Genomic DNA, 15,352 nt, shown 5'->3' with positions numbered 1-15,352 from the left:
GGGGAGCGCAGCGTGCCAGTCTTCGACGGTGCCACCGTTCGTCCCGATCCTCGCCGCCGTCGAGGCGGCCGCCCGGCGCGAGGGATTCGCGTTGGATGCAGCGCAGCTGGCGGTCGCGCGGCGGATGGCGCTCGCCGCGACCCGCGCACTCGAGGGGAGACCGGCGAAGGGTGTGTATCTTCACGGCCCATCCGGGCGCGGCAAGTCCTGGCTCGCCGATGCGGTCTACGCGGCCGTTCCGGCCGGTCGGGCCGCCCGTGTGCACTTCTCCGGCTTCTTCGACGATCTGCACCAGCGCATCCACGCGCATCGACCGGAGCCGGATGCCACGGCTCGCGCGATCGATGACGTGGTCGCCCCTGATCGTCTGGTGTTCTTCGATGAGCTGCACGTCCACGACCCCGGCGATGCGATCCTCCTCACGCGCCTGGTGGAGCGCCTCGTCGACCGGGGTGGAACGCTGGTGGCGACCTCCAACTACGCGCCGTCCGAGTTGCTCCCCGACCCCGTGTGGCACCACCTCTTCGAGCCCGGGATCGCGTTGTTGACGACCCATCTCGACGTGATCCCGCTCGAGGGGGCGATCGACTATCGAACCTTCGCACCCCCGGTGCGTCAGGGGTTCCGCGCGGGCACGTGGTCGACGGGCTCACGCCCGGTGATGTCGGGGTCTTCCCGGCAGCTCGTCGTCCGCGACCGCGTCTTCACCGTGGTGTCCGCGGGGGAGGGGGCGCTCGTCGCGACCTTCGATCAGCTCTGCGAGGCGCCGATCGCCGCGTCGGAGTACCGGCACTGGAGCCGGCGGTACCCGCACTGGACGATCGTCGGCGTTCCGCCGCTGGACGAGGTCGGCCCCGCCGCGCAGCAGCGCTTCGTCGCCCTCATCGACGTCCTCGTGGACGCCGACGTGCGCCTCGACGTGCAGGCCGTGGTGTCGGCCGATGAGTTCGTGCGGCGCTGCGCGGGGCGACCCGATGCGTTCCGCATGGCGAGCCGTCTGCGCCTGTTGCGCTCGGTGTAGGTCAGTCCAGCTCCCGGGCCGGGATGCCCGTCGATCAGTCGAGCTCGAGGGCCGGGATGCCCGGCGTCTCGAACCCGAACACCGCGCCGAGGAAGCCGAGCTCGCGCTCGAGCGAGTCGATCACTGTCTCGGAACGACGGAAGCCGTGACCCTCGCCCTCGTAGAGGACGTACGCGTGCGGCACGTGGTGCGCCGCCAGCGCATCGCGGATGGCCTCGGCCTGCGACGGCGGGACGACGCGGTCCTCGGAGCCTTGCAGGATGAGCAGAGGAACCCGGAAGAGCTCGGGGCGCCCGAGAGGGGACCGCTCGATGTAGACCGCTTCGGCCTCGGGGAGCGGGCCGATGAGCCCGTCGAGGTATCGCGCTTCGAAATCGTGGGTGTCTTCGGCCAGGGCGCGGGCGTCGCCCACGCCGTACCGCGAGATGCCGGCCGAGAACACGTCGGTGCGCGTCACCGCCGCCAGCACCGTCCACCCGCCCGCCGAGCCGCCTGCGATGGCGATCCTCTCGGCATCGGCGAGCCCCGCGTCTGCCAGAGCGGATGCCGCCGCTGCCACGTCGTCGACGTCGACGACGCCCCACTGGCCCTTGAGGCGGTCGCGGTAGTCGCGTCCGTACCCGGTGGAGCCGCCGTAGTTGACATCGAGCACGCCGATGCCCCGGCTGGTGAAGAACGCCGTCTTGGCCGAGGGGGCCGGCCCCACGTGCGAGGTGGGTCCGCCGTGCACGAGGACGACGTAGGGAGGTCGCTCCCCGGCGGGCGCGACGACGTCGGGGTGGGTGGGCGCGTAGGCGAAGGCGTGAACGGTGCCGTGCGGCCCTTCGGTCTCGAGAGCGCGAGCCGTCGGCATCCATTCGTCGCCCCACGACCCGGCGCCGCCGGTGACGAGGTCGACCGCCCCGGTGTCGAGATCGACGAGCCAGAGGCCCGACCGCCCACCGGCGTCGGAACCCGACACGAGCACGCGGGCACCGCGGACGTCGTCGATCGCCGCCCCCGCGACGACCGGGACGTCGACCGGGCGCACACCGCTGGGCGCGATCTCGACGATCTCGTCTGCACCGTTGGTGCGCACCGCGACCACGCGACCGTCGGAGGCCGCACCGAACCACCGGGTACCCAGTACCCAGAGTCCGCCGCCCGTATCGGCGTCGGCGGGGGCCAGGGCTTGAGCGTCACCCTCGAGCGGACGGCGGAAGAGGTTCCAGCGACCGTCCGGATCGTCGGCGTAGAGCAGTTCGTCGTCGGCGATCCACACGGGTTGGAGCGGTGCGCGGTGCGGACCGCTGGCGACCTGTCGTACCTCCCCGGTCGCGAGGTTCTTGACCTCGATCGAGGTGGCGTCCCAGGGCATGTCGGGGTGGCTCCACGCCACCCACGCGAGGTGGCGGCCGCTCGGCGAGAGCGCCGGCTGCGCGAGGAAGTCGCTGCCCTCGGCGAGGACCTCGCTCGACCCGTCGAGCGGGATGCGCACGATCGCGCGCCGCGGAACGCGGGATGAGCCGTGGGTCTCTCGCACGGCGAGGAGGACGCCGTGCTCCCAACGGAGGCCGCCGTGGCGCACCGCCTCGTCGGCGGGGGTGAGGGGCCGGGCGGCGTCGCCCGGGCGGAGGGCGTACACGCGCTGATCGGTCTTCTCGACGTAGTAGAGCTCGCCGTCGTCGGACGCGGTCCAGGCTCCTCCGCCGTACTCGTGCACGGCGGAGCGGGCATTGGCGGGGGCGGGGAGCACCGTCTCGACCGCGCCGTCGGCCCGGCGACGCTTCACCGCGACGCGGCCGGCCTCGTGCGGCACGGATTCGCCCCACCACACCTCGTCGCCCACGAGCCGAGCCCCGTCGACGCGCGGTGACGCCTGCGCGACGGACTCGGGCGTGATCGGGGAGGGCCAGGAACCGTAGGGGAGGGTGTCAGCCATGACTCCACCCTAGGCAGGGCCTCCGACATCCGCGGATGCCGTCACGACGGCGGGGCGCATCTCCGGATCCGGAGCACCGGGCGGAGCGTGACGACATCGAGGGCCGGATGCCGCCGTGCGGGCGGGCGTCCGACCCCCGGTGCTCTGCTCAGACGGCGCGGAGAACCGCGACCACGCGACCGAGGACGACGGCGTCGTCGCCCAGGATCGGCTCGAACGCGCTGTTGCGGGGGAGGAGCCACATGTGGCCGTCACGGCGGCGGAAGGTCTTCACCGTGGCTTCTCCGTCGAGCATCGCCGCGACGATCTCGCCGTTCTCGGCGTCCGCCTGCGACCGGATGACGACCCAGTCGCCGTCGCAGATGGCCGCGTCGATCATGGAGTCGCCCGAGACCTTCAGCATGAACAGCTCGCCCTTGCCGACGAGCTGACGGGGGAGGGGGAAGATCTCCTCGACCTGCTGATCGGCGGTGATCGGCACACCGGCGGCGATCCGACCGACGAGAGGCACGAGGGCGGCGTCGCCGAGCGCGGGCGCGGTGTCGGCGGGGTTCTCGGCCGCAGCGCCGGGGAGGTCGATCAGCACCTCCATCGCGCGCGTCTTGCCGGGGTCGCGTCGCAGGTAGCCGCTGAGCTCGAGCTGGTTCAGCTGGTGGGTGACGCTCGACAGCGACTTGAGGCCGACGGCGTCGCCGATCTCGCGCATGCTCGGCGGATAGCCGTGCCGGGCGATCGAACGCTGGATGACCTCGAGGATCGCGAGCTGCTTGTCGCTGAGGCTCTTGCGTCGCCGGGTCTGCGGCCGCTCGCGGCCGGCGGCGGTCGTCGCGTCGGTCATCTGTGCTCCCCTCGCGCCGCGGAAACCACGGCGGAAATTCGAATGTCGGAGGTTGGTGGTGAGGTCTCCGTGTCGAAACCGTATCCGGTGGACGACCCGAATGACACGGAGCCTCGCGCGTGTCGCGTTCGATCGGTCTCCGAGACACGGGGTGTTGACACATCGAAAGTATCGAAGATAGATTCGGAATACAGATTCGCACCACCGCCCTCCCGGCCGAGGGCGGGGTGCGAATCTCTCCACCAAGGAGCACATCATGAGCAGCATCGCCCTCACCGCACCGACCACCCGCCTGCGCATCACCGCCCGCGGGCGCCGCGTCGTCGCTTTCCTCGTCGCCCTTCCTCTCGCCATCGCGCTCGGCGTCGCGATCGTCGGCGGCGGGTCCGCCCTCGCATCCGGCGAGGCCGGCGCCCCCGCCGGTTCGTTCGCCGAGGTGACCGTCATGAGCGGCGACACGCTGTGGTCGATCGCCGAGGACCTGGCGCCGGCAGCCGACCCGCGCGACGTCGTCGCCGAGATCACGCGCCTCAACGCCCTCTCTGGCGGAAACGTCACGGCAGGGCAGCGCATCGCCATCCCGGCCGCCTACGCCCCCGTCGGCTGACTCGCGAGCTCTCGCCGCGACCTGTGGTCGTGATCCACGGCCGTCGTCGCCGCCTACCATGGGTGAGGTGACTGTGCGCCTTGACGACCTGCCTCTCCGCGACGATCTCCGGGGTATGACCCCGTACGGGGCGCCGCAGGCGGCCCTGCCCGTCGCGCTCAACGTCAACGAGAACACCCACCCGGTTCCCCAAGAGGTCGCCGACGACATCCTCGATGCCATCGCCCGGGCCCTGCGCGACGTCAACCGCTACCCCGACCGGGAGTTCACCGGTCTGCGGGAGGCCTTCGCCGGTTACCTGGGCCACGGGCTGTCCCCCGACCAGATCTGGGCGGCCAACGGCTCGAACGAGGTTCTGCAGCACATCCTGCAGGCGTTCGGCGGACCCGGCCGCACCGCGATGGGCTTCGCCCCGACGTACTCGATGTACCCGATCCTGACGCGGGCCACCGGCGCCTCCTGGATTGCGGGCGAGCGCGAGCACGACTTCTCGCTCACCGCCGAGTCGGCCGCCGCTCAGGTGCGCGAGCGCCGCCCCGACATCGTCTTCCTGTGCGCTCCGAACAACCCCACCGGAACTCCTCTTCGCCTCGACGTCGTCGAGGCCGTCTACGACGCCACCGACGGCATCGTCATCGTCGACGAGGCGTACGAGGAGTTCGCCCCCCGCGACGAGCCCTCCGCGGTCTCGCTGCTGCCCGGGCGTCCTCGCCTGGTCGTCTCGCGCACGATGAGCAAGGCCTTCGCCTTCGCCGGGGCGCGCGTGGGATACCTCGCCGCCGACCCCGCTCTCGTCGACGCCCTACGCCTCGTCCGCCTGCCCTACCACCTCAGTGCGCTCACCCAGGCGGCGGCGACCGCCGCCCTCGCGCACGCCGACACGATGCTGTCGATGGTCGACGAGATCGTCGCCCAGCGCGACCGGATCTCGGCGACCGTGGCCGCCCTCGGCTACACCGCCCACGAGTCGTGGACGAACTTCGTGCTGTTCGGCGGGGTCGACGACCCCGCGGCCACCTGGAAGGCCCTGTACGACCGCGGAGTGCTGATCCGCGACGTCGGCATCGCGCACCACCTGCGTGTCACGGCGGGCACGGCCGACGAGACCACGGCGTTCCTCGACGCACTGGCCTCGGTAGGATCGCGGTCATGACCGGCCCCGCCTCGCCCCGCACCGCCTCGATCACCCGCGAGACGAGCGAGTCCCGCGTCGAACTCGAGCTCGACCTCGACGGTCGCGGCACCAGCGACATCTCCACGAGCGTGCCGTTCTTCGACCACATGCTCACGGCGTTCGCCAAGCACTCGCTCACCGACCTGCGCGTCCGCTCGACCGGCGACACCCACATCGACGCCCACCACACCGTCGAAGACACCTCGATCGTGCTCGGTCAGGCGATCCGTCAGGCGCTCGGCGACAAGTCGGGCATCGCACGGTACGGCGACGCCCTCGTCCCCCTCGACGAAGCGCTCGCGCAGGCCGTCGTCGACATCAGCGGGCGCCCCTACCTCGTTCACACCGGAGAGCCCGTCGGTTTCGAGCACCACCTCATCGGCGGTCACTTCACCGGATCGCTCGTGCGGCACTCGTTCGAGGCAATCTCGATCCACGCCGGCCTGACGGTGCACGTGCGCGTCCTGGGCGGACGCGACCCCCACCACATCGCCGAGGCCGAGTACAAGGCGCTCGCTCGCGCGTTCCGCCAGGCCAAGGCCCTCGACCCCCTGGTCGACGGCATCCCCAGCACCAAGGGAGCGTTGTGACCTCGAAGCCCGTTGTCGCGGTCCTGGATTACGGGTCGGGCAACGTCCACTCGGCGGTCAAGGCACTGGTCGAGGCCGGGGCGGACGCCCGCCTGACCTCCGACCGATCGCTCCTTCTCGACGCCGATGGGCTGCTCGTGCCGGGAGTCGGTGCCTTCAGCGCCGTCATGGGCGCGCTCAACGCCAGCCGTGGCGGAGAGATCATCGACCGACGCCTCGCGGGAGGTCGGCCGGTGCTCGGCATCTGCGTCGGCATGCAGGTGATGTTCGAGCGCGGCATCGAGCGCGGCACCGACACCCCGGGTCTGGGGGAGTGGCCCGGTACCGTCGGCGAGCTCGCCGCACCGGTCCTGCCGCACATGGGCTGGAACACCGTCACCGCCGGAGAGGGCTCGCGCCTGTTCGAGGGCATCGAGAACGAGCGGTTCTACTTCGTGCACTCCTATGCCGCGCAGGAGTGGTCGCTCGAGGTCACCGCGCCCTTCCCTCAGCCCTCGGTCACCTGGTGCACCTACGGCGCGCCGTTCATCGCCGCCGTCGAGAACGGGCCGCTGGCAGCGACACAGTTCCACCCCGAGAAGTCGGGCGAAGCCGGCATCCGCCTGCTGTCCAATTGGATCGGCGGCCTGCGCGCGACTACTGTGTGACCTCGTGCCCCGGCTCGGCGAGATGCGCCGAAGGGTTCGAGGAGCCATGAACGATTTCGCGTCCACGCCCGAACTTGTGCTGCTTCCCGCGGTCGACGTCGCCGACGGCAAGGCCGTCCGTCTGACCCAGGGTGAGGCCGGTACCGAGACCAGCTACGGCGACCCCGTCGACGCCGCCGCCGACTTCGCTCGCCAGGGTGCCCAGTGGATCCACCTGGTCGATCTCGATGCAGCCTTCGGTCGCGGCAGCAACGCGAGCGTCATGCGCAAGGTCATCAAGCAGGTCAAGGGCGTGCAGGTCGAGCTCTCCGGCGGCATCCGCGACGACCGTTCGCTGGAAGCCGCGCTCGAGAGCGGTGCGAGCCGCATCAACCTCGGTACCGCAGCTCTCGAGAACCCCGAGTGGGCGGCCGACGTCATCAACCGCTACGGCGAGGCGATCGCGGTCGGTCTCGATGTGCGCGGCACCACGCTGGCCGCACGCGGGTGGACCCGTGACGGCGGCGACCTGTGGACCGTGCTCCAGCGCCTCGAAGACGCCGGATGCAGCCGCTACGTCGTCACCGACGTGACCAAGGACGGCACACTGCGCGGCCCCAACATCGAACTGCTGCGCGAGATGACCCAGCGCACGCCCAAGCCGATCGTCGCCTCGGGTGGCGTCTCGAGCCTCGACGACATCGCCGCGCTGCGCGAGCTGGTGCCGCTCGGCGTCGAGGGCGCGATCGTCGGTAAGGCTCTCTACGCGGGGCAGTTCACCCTCGCCGAGGCGTTGGATGTCGCCGGACACTGACAGCCCGCACGGTCACGACCCGCACGGTCACGATGCGCGCGCCGACTCGGCGGGCGTGCCGTGGGAGGGCCGCCGGTTCGAGTCGAACCCGCACTCCGGTGACGACGGATCCGCCGACCCGGCCCTCCTCGCCGCTCTTCTCGCGTTCCGCGCCGGTGAGGGCGATGCACGCGCCATCGTCGACGCCTACCGCACGGCGCGCCTGCTGATCCCGCTGGTCGCCGAGAAGGGCGATCACGGCGTCGGTGCGCACGGCCTCGAGGTCGACAAGACGCAGGAGCTCTCGATCGTCACGGTCGCCGCGCCCGACGGTCGCAAGGTGCTCCCCGTGTTCACCTCGGTGACGGCGCTGCAGACCTGGGACGCCACGGCCCGCCCCGTGCCGGCGGACGGTCGGCGCACGGCTCTCGCCGCGGCATCCGAAGACACCGAGCTCATCGTGATCGATCCGGCGTCCGAGACGGAGTTCATCCTGCGTCGACCGGCGGTGTGGGCCATCGCCCAAGGAGAGTCGTGGGAGCCGGCGCACACATCGCCGACCATCTTCACGGGTCTGCACGAGAGCATCTCGGGCGAACTGGCTGTGCTCGATCTGGCGGTGGAGCCGGGCGATCCCACCGGACGCCTGCGCGGGCCCGAGCTCGTCGTTCACCTTCAGCTGATGTCGGGGCTCGAGCAGGAGGAATTGGATGCCGTGCTCGCACGCCTCGCGCGCCGGTGGGCGGCTGATGACCGCATCGCCGTCCTCGTCGACTCCCTGACGGTCAAGCTCCACCGCAGCAGCGAGGCCTGACCCCGCCTCAGGTCGTCCCGGGCTTCCCTCGCTCGAGCCGAGCCCGCACGGCCTCGTCGAGCCACGCGCGATAGCGCTGCCCCACCCCGGTCCCTTCGACAGGCTCAGGGACCTTCCGCTCGGGTCTCGGTCCCTTCGACAGGCTCAGGGACCTTCCGCTCGGGTCCCGGTCCCTTCGGCAGGCTCAGGGACCTTCCGCTCGCACCACGGTCCCTTCGACAGGCCCAGGGACCTTCCGCTCGGGTCTCGGTCCCTTCGACAGGCTCAGGGACCTTCCGCTCGGCTCCCGGTCCCTTCGGCAGGCTCAGGGACCTTCCGCTCGGGTCCCGGTCACTTCGACAGGCTCAGGGACCTTCCGCTCGGGTCCCGGTCCCTTCGACAGGCTCAGGGACCTTCCACCGCCGTCATACCCCCGCGGGTGGCACGGAAGAGGGCGGCCTGCGGAGGGCAGGGCGCAGTGATGCCCCGTGCCCAAGGCAATCGGGGTAGGGGCCCCGCTCTTGCCTTGGGAAGGGGGCATCACGGAGCCCGGTACCCCCCAGAACGACAGACTTACGTGACGGGACCCGTCCACTTCTCGCCCGGCCCCTTACCAATGGGGTCCTGGATCGTCGACGCTTCGCGGAACGCGAGCTGCAGGGAGCGCAGGCCGTCGCGCAGCGATCGCGCGTGCATGTCGCTGATCTCGGGGGCGCCAGCCGTGATGAGTCCGGCGAGGGCGTTGATGAGCTTGCGGGCTTCGTCGAGGTCGAGTTGCTGGCCCGGGTCGTCGGCCAGGCCGGTCTTGACGGCTGCGGCGCTCATGAGGTGGACGGCGGCCGTGGTGATGACCTCGACGGCGGGGACGTCGGCGATGTCGCGGGTGGCGGAGGACGCCGCGCGCTCCTGTTCCTCCCAGCGGGCCAGACGCTCGTCTTCTGCTCCGTGGCGGTGCGCGGAGTGGTCGTCGGTGGGCATTTCGGGGGGAATCGTGGTCACGGGGTTCTCTCTGCTAGACTATGGCGGGCTTCGGAGTGTTTCACTCCGTACGAAAGAGGATCACATCCCACCCGCGCTTGCCGCTCCAGGCTACCGGGTTCCCGCACTCCGCTCCGTGTTGCACGGGGTTGCCTGGGTGCAGAAGCCGGTGCCGAAAGCACTGTGCCGGGTGGCGTGTCTCTCCTCTTCGCCCGCGATTCCGACGGATCGCGGCGGCCACCACCCGTATGAAAGAGGAGTTCCGCATCAGCGATCCCCGCACCAACGAGCGCATCCGAGTCCCGGAGGTCCGTCTCGTCGGACCCAACGGCGAGCAGGTCGGCATCGTCCGAATCGAAGCTGCGTTGCGCCTGGCCCAGGAAGCGGACCTCGACTTGGTCGAGGTTGCGCCGAGCTCGAAGCCGCCCGTGGTCAAGATCATGGATTACGGCAAGTTCAAGTACGAGGCCGCTCAGAAGGCCAAGGAGACGCGTCGTAACCAGGCGAACACCGTCCTCAAAGAGGTCCGGTTCCGTCTGAAGATCGAGGCTCACGACTACATCACCAAGCTCAAGCGCGCCGAGGGCTTCCTCCAGGCGGGCGACAAGGTGAAGGCCATGATCCTCTTCCGCGGTCGCGAGCAGTCGCGTCCCGAGCAGGGTGTCCGTCTGCTCCGCAAGTTCGCCGAAGACGTCGCCGAGTTCGGCACCGTCGAGTCGAACCCCACGATCGACGGCCGCAACATGGTGATGGTGGTGGCTCCTCACAAGAACAAGTCCGAGGTCAAGACCGAGCAGAACGCGCAGCGCACGGCGAACCGTGAAGCCGCGCGAAGTGCCGCTCGAGGCGATTCGGCACCCACAGACGAAGCTGCCTCGGCGTCCGCCGAGTAAAGCTCCCCGACTCCCGCTCCGCCGGGAACCCCAACGAAGGAAGACAGATGCCGAAGCAGAAGACCCACTCGGGCGCCAAGAAGCGCTTCAAGCTCACCGGTAGCGGCAAGCTCATGAAGCAGCAGGCCGGCATGCGCCACAACCTCGAGGGCAAGGCCTCCAAGCGCACCCGTCGCCTGAACCAGGAGCAGGTCCTGGCCAAGGGTGACTCCAAGGTCGCCAAGAAGCTCCTCGGCCTCTGAGCGCCGACGCACGTTAGGAAAGAACAGAAATGGCTAGAGTCAAGCGGGCAGTAAACGCCCACAAGAAGCGTCGCGTCATCCTCGAGCGCGCGTCCGGTTACCGCGGTCAGCGTTCGCGCCTGTACCGCAAGGCCAAGGAGCAGGTCACCCACTCCCTGGTCTACGCGTACCGTGACCGTCGCAAGCGCAAGGGCGACTTCCGTCGTCTGTGGATCCAGCGCATCAACGCCGCGTCGCGCGCCAACGGCATGACGTACAACCGCTTCATCCAGGGCCTCGGCCTCGCGGGTGTGCAGGTCGACCGTCGCATGCTCGCCGAGCTCGCGGTCAACGAGCCGGCCGTGTTCGCCTCGCTCGTCGCCACGGCGAAGGCCGCGCTGCCCAGCGACGTCAACGCCGCGAAGACCGCGTAAGACACGTCTTCCACGAAACGGGCGTCCTCTTCGGAGGGCGCCCGTTTCGCTGTTCGTGCGCGGCATCCCGGTTCGCATGCCGTCGGCGTCATACACTGAGTCCGTGCTCGAGAACCCCCGTTCGCCGCGGGTGCGCGCCGTGGCCAAGCTCAGCAAGCGCGCCGCCCGTCAAGAGACCGGTCTTTTCCTGCTCGAGGGTCCGCAGGCCGCCCGCGAGGCGCTCGAATGGGCACCCGACACCGTGCTTGAGTTGTACGCGACGCCCACGGCGCTCGAGAAGCACGTCGATGTGCGAGAGCTGGCCGAGCGCGCCGACGTCGACCTGCAGTACACGACCGAGGCGGTCCTCGACGCGATGGCCGACACCGTCACGCCGCAGGGCATCGTCGCGGTGGCGCGTCAGGCGCCGACGGCGCTCAAAGACCTGCTGGCGGGCCGCCCGCGTCTGATCGCGATCTGCGAGGAGGTCCGCGACCCGGGCAATCTCGGCACGATCATCCGGGCCGCCGATGCGGCGGGGGCGGATGCCGTGATCCTCACCGGTCGCACGGTCGACCCCTACAACCCCAAGGTCGTGCGCTCGACGACCGGCTCGCTCTTCCACGTGCCGATCGCCGTCGATCTCGAGTTGGCCGATGTCGTGGAGCGCGTGCACGAGGCCGGACTCCGCGTGGTCGCGGCCGACGTCGATGGCGCGGATTTCCTGGCGTCTCGCGAGCTCCTCGCGGAGCCGACGGCGTGGTTGTTCGGCAACGAGGCGCGAGGCCTCGACGAGACGGCGTTGGCTCACGCCGACCTGTCGCTGCGCCTGCCGATCTACGGTCGGGCGGAGTCGCTGAACCTCGCCACGGCCGCCAGCGTGTGCCTGTACGAGACCGCTTTCGCGCAGCGCGCCGGTTGAGGCGGCTGTTACAGAACGGTTAAGGCGTGCGCGGGAATGTGGTCGGCCACCCTTCACCCTCATAGGGTGAACACATGGCATCCGTACCCCCGGCGAGCTCCGAGCCCCTGGTCGTCGTCTCCGACGTGCAGAAGCACTACGGGCAGTTCCAGGCCCTGAAAGACATCGACCTCACCGTCGACCGCGGCGAAGTCGTCGTGGTCATCGGTCCTTCCGGTTCGGGCAAGTCCACCTTGTGCCGCACCATCAACCGTCTCGAGACCATCACGAGCGGCTCGATCACCATCGACGGCAAGGAGCTTCCCAAAGAGGGGAAGGGCCTGGCCGAGCTGCGTGCCGACGTCGGCATGGTGTTCCAGTCGTTCAACCTCTTCGCGCACCTGACGATCCTCGAGAACGTCACGCTCGGCCCCATCAAGGTTCGCAAGATGAAGAAGGCGGATGCCGAGAAGGAGGCCCGGGCGCTCCTGGAGCGCGTGGGCGTCGGGCATCAGGCCGACAAGCTGCCCGCCCAGCTCTCTGGTGGTCAGCAGCAGCGCGTGGCGATCGCCCGGGCGCTCGCCATGAAGCCGAAGGTCATGCTCTTCGACGAGCCGACCTCCGCGCTCGACCCCGAGATGATCAACGAGGTGCTCGATGTCATGGTCGGCCTCGCCAAAGAAGGCATGACGATGATCGTCGTCACCCACGAGATGGGCTTCGCCCGCAAGGCCGCGAACCGCGTGGTGTTCATGGCCGACGGGCAGATCGTCGAGCAGGCGACCCCCGAGAAGTTCTTCACCCAGCCCGAGTCGGATCGCGCGAAGGACTTCCTCTCGAAGCTCATCACGCACTGACGCGTTCCTCATGACGGCGTCGAACGAGGAGGTTCTTCCGCCGAAAGCCGCTCGACCGTTCCCCCCGGTCCTTTTCGCGCGCCGTCACCCCAGACTTTTCATCCGCACAGCACACGTAACCAAGGAGACATCACATGCGTAAGACACGTTTTCTCGCCGGCGCGAGCATCATCGCCGCCGGTCTTCTGGCTCTGACGGCCTGCAACAGCGGCACCCCGGGCGCAGCACCCGGTGACGGTGCCTCCGACGGCGGCAGCGACGCACCGGTGTACGGCGCGGTCGCCACCGACGTCACGATCGAGAACAGCCCCACCTTCACCAAGATCGAGTCGGCCGGTAAGGTCGTCGTCGGTGTGAAGGAAGACCAGCCCGGCCTCGGCTACCTCGACCCGGTGACGGGCGAGCGCAAGGGCTTCGACGTCGACGTCGCGCGTTGGATCGCCGCGTCGCTCGGCTTCGACCCGGCCGACGAGTCGAAGGTGGAGTACAAGGCCATCGCCTCGGCCAACCGCGAGCAGGCCCTGATCAACGGTGACATCGACTACTACGTCGGCACCTACTCGATCACCGACAAGCGCAAGGAGCAGATCTCCTTCGCCGGCCCGTACTTCCTCACCGGTCAGGGCCTGCTGGTAGCCGCCGATGACGACACCATCACGGGCAAGGACTCGCTCACGGCCGAGACCACGGTGTGCTCGGTGACGGGTTCGACGCCGATCCAGCGCATCCGCGAGCAGACTCCCGCGAAGGTCGTCGAGTTCGACACCTACTCGCAGTGCGTCGAGAAGCTCAAGAACGGCGAGGTCGACGCGGTCACCACCGACGAGGCGATCCTCCTCGGCTACGCCGCTCAGGACCCCGACAACCTCAAGATCGCGGGCGAGCCCTTCAGCGAGGAGCGCTACGGCGTCGGCATCGCCAAGGGCGACACCGCCTTCCAGGAGTTCGTGAACACGATGTTCACCGACGGTGGATCCACCTGGGAGGCCATCTTCGAGAAGAACCTCGGCGCCTCGGGCGTCAAGGGCGAGCAGCCGGCGGTCGACCCCGTCAGCTGATCACCCGTGCGGGCGGCGCATCCGCGCCGCCCGCACTCCCGAGCTCCACGCGACAGACCCGCGACAGAACGGACAGATTCCGGTGAATCAGATCTTCGACTACCCCGACCTGTGGGGACAGGCGCTGTGGGGGACCGTCGTGCTCTTCGTGGGCGGCGGACTCATCGCCCTCGTGCTCGGCTTCGTCGTCGCGGCGATGCGGGTGTCTCCCGTTCCCATCGCGCGCGCCGTCGGCGCGGTCTACGTCAACTGGATCCGCAACACCCCGCTGACGCTCGTGCTCTTCTTCTTCGCGTTCTGCGTGCCGTTGCTCGTCGACGTGCCCCGCGGCAGCTTCCTGCTGCTGGCCGTGTGCGGGCTCGGCGTCTACACGGCCACCTACGTCGCGGAGACCATCCGCTCCGGCATCAACACCGTTCCGGTCGGGCAGGCCGAAGCGGCCCGCGCCCTCGGCCTCGGATTCGGGCAGGTCATGTCGTTGATCGTCCTGCCCCAGGCCACCCGCTCGGTCATCCCCCCGATGATGAGCGTCTTTATCGCTCTGCTCAAGAACACCACCGTCGCCGCCGGCTTCTCGGTGGTCAACCTCGGCAACATCCGCGCCACCATGAGTGAGAACGGCGAGAACCAGCTCGTCACGATCCTGCTGGTGATGGTCGTGTTCGTCATCCTCGTGCTCCTGTTGGCCGCCCTCCAGAACGCCGCCGAGAAGAAGTGGAAGGTCGTCCGATGAGCTCCTCCGTCCTGTACGACGTGCCGGGCCCGCGGGCGCAGCTGCGCAACCGCATCATCGGCGCCGCCACCCTGCTGCTCGTCGCCGCCGTGGTCGGCTTCGTGATCTGGCGGTTCATCGACACCGGGCAGTTCTCCGCCGCGAAGTGGAACGTCTTCACCTACTCCGCGATCTGGGAGCGCTTCGGCCAGGCGACGCTCGCGACCCTGGCGGCCTTCGCCGTCGCCGCGGTCGGGGCACTGATCCTCGGGTTCGTGCTCGCCATCGGGCGCATGTCCGACCACCGCTGGGTGCGGCTGCCCGTCGGCTGGGTGGTCGAGATCCTTCGCGCCGTCCCCGTGCTCGTCTTCATGCTGCTGCTGTACTACGGTCTGCCGGTCATCGGCATCAAGATGTCGTCGTACTGGGCCGTGGTCATCGCGCTGATCCTCTACAACGGCTCCGTGCTGTCGGAGGTCATCCGCGCCGGCGTCGAGTCGCTGCCCCGCGGGCAGAGCGAGGCCGGTTACGCGGTGGGGCTGCGCAAGGCGGGCGTCATGCGCCTGATCCTGCTGCCGCAGGCGATCCGCGCCATGCTCCCCGTGATCATCGCGCAGTTGGTGGTCACCCTGAAGGACACCGCGCTCGGCTTCATCATCACCTACCCCGAGCTGTTGTACTTCGCCCGACTCCTCGGCTCGAACGGCGAGTACGGCTCGCCGCTGATCCCCGCCGCGATGATCGCCAGCGTGATCTACGTCGCGATGTGCCTCGCCCTGTCGTTCGCCGCTCACCGCGTCGAGGTCGGCCTGCGCCGTTCGCCGAAGGCGGGCAACGTCGCCCCCGCGGAGCCGGCGGGGCAGACCGGCACCGACACCGAGCTCATCGTGGCCCAGCGGGGCTTCGGAAAGAACGGTCCCGGCTCGGCGTCCTGAGCGCCGAGCCGAGCGTCGGAA

18 protein-coding genes are annotated in these 15,352 nt (G+C 69.5%); 15 read left to right on the top strand and 3 right to left on the bottom strand.

Translation table 11 applies throughout. The features are described 5' to 3' along the window. The first annotated feature begins 28 nt into the window (after positions 1-28). Positions 29-1,021 carry a cell division protein ZapE gene (zapE, locus tag ABXS86_RS05005; RefSeq protein WP_353665813.1) on the top strand — a complete coding sequence of 331 codons (993 nt, stop codon included), beginning with the start codon at positions 29-31 and terminating at the stop codon, positions 1,019-1,021. 34 nt (positions 1,022-1,055) lie between these two features. Here the strand turns inward: zapE and ABXS86_RS05000 are convergent, their stop codons facing one another. Beyond that, on the bottom strand, positions 1,056-2,942 hold the full coding sequence (locus ABXS86_RS05000) for a S9 family peptidase (RefSeq protein ID WP_353665812.1): 1,887 nt from the start codon (positions 2,940-2,942) through the stop codon (positions 1,056-1,058). 148 nt (positions 2,943-3,090) lie between these two features. Beyond that, positions 3,091-3,780, bottom strand: a complete 690-nt coding sequence (lexA, locus tag ABXS86_RS04995) for a transcriptional repressor LexA (protein ID WP_353665811.1) — start codon at positions 3,778-3,780, stop codon at positions 3,091-3,093. 256 nt (positions 3,781-4,036) lie between these two features. Between lexA and ABXS86_RS04990 the strand changes: the two genes are divergently transcribed. From ABXS86_RS04990 to ABXS86_RS04965, 6 genes are read left to right on the top strand one after another with little or no spacing between them, the layout of a single operon-like run. After that, positions 4,037-4,387 carry a LysM peptidoglycan-binding domain-containing protein gene (locus ABXS86_RS04990; RefSeq protein ID WP_307210155.1) on the top strand — a complete coding sequence of 117 codons (351 nt, stop codon included), beginning with the start codon at positions 4,037-4,039 and terminating at the stop codon, positions 4,385-4,387. A gap of 58 nt (positions 4,388-4,445) precedes the next feature. Then, positions 4,446-5,540 (top strand): histidinol-phosphate transaminase, encoded by a 1,095-nt coding sequence (locus ABXS86_RS04985; protein ID WP_353665810.1) that lies wholly within the window; start codon positions 4,446-4,448, stop codon positions 5,538-5,540. Continuing rightward, positions 5,537-6,151, top strand: coding sequence for an imidazoleglycerol-phosphate dehydratase HisB (gene hisB, locus ABXS86_RS04980; RefSeq protein WP_144828255.1), 615 nt, complete (start codon positions 5,537-5,539; stop codon positions 6,149-6,151). Before ABXS86_RS04985 ends, hisB begins: the two co-directional genes overlap by 4 nt. Continuing rightward, positions 6,148-6,798, top strand: coding sequence for an imidazole glycerol phosphate synthase subunit HisH (gene hisH, locus ABXS86_RS04975; protein ID WP_307210160.1), 651 nt, complete (start codon positions 6,148-6,150; stop codon positions 6,796-6,798). Before hisB ends, hisH begins: the two co-directional genes overlap by 4 nt. A 46-nt stretch (positions 6,799-6,844) precedes the next feature. Beyond that, entirely contained in the window at positions 6,845-7,591 is a 747-nt protein-coding gene (gene priA, locus ABXS86_RS04970) for a bifunctional 1-(5-phosphoribosyl)-5-((5-phosphoribosylamino)methylideneamino)imidazole-4-carboxamide isomerase/phosphoribosylanthranilate isomerase PriA (protein WP_144828249.1), read from the top strand. Further along, entirely contained in the window at positions 7,575-8,384 is an 810-nt protein-coding gene (locus ABXS86_RS04965) for an SseB family protein (protein ID WP_353665809.1), read from the top strand. The genes priA and ABXS86_RS04965 overlap by 17 nt, the downstream gene beginning before the upstream one ends. Before the next feature lie 552 nt (positions 8,385-8,936). Here ABXS86_RS04965 and ABXS86_RS04960 read toward each other — a convergent pair. Then, positions 8,937-9,341 carry a DUF1844 domain-containing protein gene (locus tag ABXS86_RS04960; protein ID WP_154096282.1) on the bottom strand — a complete coding sequence of 135 codons (405 nt, stop codon included), beginning with the start codon at positions 9,339-9,341 and terminating at the stop codon, positions 8,937-8,939. Between the two features lie 248 nt (positions 9,342-9,589). On the opposite strand from ABXS86_RS04960, the gene infC reads away from it, so the two are divergent. The 8 genes from infC (at position 9,590) to ABXS86_RS04920 (ending at position 15,331) form a co-directional block, all read left to right on the top strand. Beyond that, positions 9,590-10,234 carry a translation initiation factor IF-3 gene (gene infC / locus ABXS86_RS04955; RefSeq protein ID WP_353665808.1) on the top strand — a complete coding sequence of 215 codons (645 nt, stop codon included), beginning with the start codon at positions 9,590-9,592 and terminating at the stop codon, positions 10,232-10,234. Between the two features lie 47 nt (positions 10,235-10,281). Further along, a complete protein-coding gene (rpmI, locus tag ABXS86_RS04950; RefSeq protein WP_013583375.1) occupies positions 10,282-10,476 on the top strand; it encodes a 50S ribosomal protein L35 in 195 nt (64 codons plus the stop codon). 29 nt (positions 10,477-10,505) lie between these two features. Beyond that, complete coding sequence (gene rplT / locus ABXS86_RS04945; protein WP_144828243.1) at positions 10,506-10,889, top strand: 50S ribosomal protein L20; 384 nt, start codon at positions 10,506-10,508, stop codon at positions 10,887-10,889. Between the two features lie 103 nt (positions 10,890-10,992). Then, the gene (locus ABXS86_RS04940; RefSeq protein ID WP_307210168.1) at positions 10,993-11,790 is read left to right on the top strand and encodes a TrmH family RNA methyltransferase; all 798 of its coding nucleotides are present in this window, start codon (positions 10,993-10,995) and stop codon (positions 11,788-11,790) included. 74 nt (positions 11,791-11,864) lie between these two features. Then, the gene (locus ABXS86_RS04935; RefSeq protein ID WP_373459131.1) at positions 11,865-12,626 is read left to right on the top strand and encodes an amino acid ABC transporter ATP-binding protein; all 762 of its coding nucleotides are present in this window, start codon (positions 11,865-11,867) and stop codon (positions 12,624-12,626) included. 134 nt (positions 12,627-12,760) lie between these two features. Beyond that, positions 12,761-13,684: a glutamate ABC transporter substrate-binding protein gene (locus ABXS86_RS04930; RefSeq protein WP_144828234.1), complete on the top strand. Its 924-nt coding sequence runs from the start codon at positions 12,761-12,763 to the stop codon at positions 13,682-13,684. A gap of 82 nt (positions 13,685-13,766) precedes the next feature. After that, positions 13,767-14,417, top strand: coding sequence for an amino acid ABC transporter permease (locus tag ABXS86_RS04925; RefSeq protein ID WP_144828231.1), 651 nt, complete (start codon positions 13,767-13,769; stop codon positions 14,415-14,417). Further along, positions 14,414-15,331 (top strand): amino acid ABC transporter permease, encoded by a 918-nt coding sequence (locus ABXS86_RS04920; protein WP_353665807.1) that lies wholly within the window; start codon positions 14,414-14,416, stop codon positions 15,329-15,331. Before ABXS86_RS04925 ends, ABXS86_RS04920 begins: the two co-directional genes overlap by 4 nt. Positions 15,332-15,352: the final 21 nt, after the last annotated feature.

Source organism: Microbacterium sp. che218 (assembly GCF_040436305.1).
GTDB lineage: Bacteria > Actinomycetota > Actinomycetes > Actinomycetales > Microbacteriaceae > Microbacterium > Microbacterium algihabitans.
This window is presented reverse-complemented; position numbering and strand designations above follow the sequence as displayed.

Coding starts and splice junctions, on each gene's coding strand:
- ABXS86_RS05000 (WP_353665812.1), bottom strand. CDS start 2,942: ATGGCTGACACCCTCCCCTACGGTTCCTGGCCCTCCCCGATCACGCCC.
- lexA (WP_353665811.1), bottom strand. CDS start 3,780: ATGACCGACGCGACGACCGCCGCCGGCCGCGAGCGGCCGCAGACCCGG.
- ABXS86_RS04990 (WP_307210155.1), top strand. CDS start 4,037: ATGAGCAGCATCGCCCTCACCGCACCGACCACCCGCCTGCGCATCACC.
- ABXS86_RS04985 (WP_353665810.1), top strand. CDS start 4,446: ATGGGTGAGGTGACTGTGCGCCTTGACGACCTGCCTCTCCGCGACGAT.
- hisB (WP_144828255.1), top strand. CDS start 5,537: ATGACCGGCCCCGCCTCGCCCCGCACCGCCTCGATCACCCGCGAGACG.
- priA (WP_144828249.1), top strand. CDS start 6,845: ATGAACGATTTCGCGTCCACGCCCGAACTTGTGCTGCTTCCCGCGGTC.
- ABXS86_RS04965 (WP_353665809.1), top strand. CDS start 7,575: ATGTCGCCGGACACTGACAGCCCGCACGGTCACGACCCGCACGGTCAC.
- ABXS86_RS04960 (WP_154096282.1), bottom strand. CDS start 9,341: ATGCCCACCGACGACCACTCCGCGCACCGCCACGGAGCAGAAGACGAG.
- infC (WP_353665808.1), top strand. CDS start 9,590: ATGAAAGAGGAGTTCCGCATCAGCGATCCCCGCACCAACGAGCGCATC.
- rpmI (WP_013583375.1), top strand. CDS start 10,282: ATGCCGAAGCAGAAGACCCACTCGGGCGCCAAGAAGCGCTTCAAGCTC.
- rplT (WP_144828243.1), top strand. CDS start 10,506: ATGGCTAGAGTCAAGCGGGCAGTAAACGCCCACAAGAAGCGTCGCGTC.
- ABXS86_RS04935 (WP_373459131.1), top strand. CDS start 11,865: ATGGCATCCGTACCCCCGGCGAGCTCCGAGCCCCTGGTCGTCGTCTCC.
- ABXS86_RS04930 (WP_144828234.1), top strand. CDS start 12,761: ATGCGTAAGACACGTTTTCTCGCCGGCGCGAGCATCATCGCCGCCGGT.
- ABXS86_RS04920 (WP_353665807.1), top strand. CDS start 14,414: ATGAGCTCCTCCGTCCTGTACGACGTGCCGGGCCCGCGGGCGCAGCTG.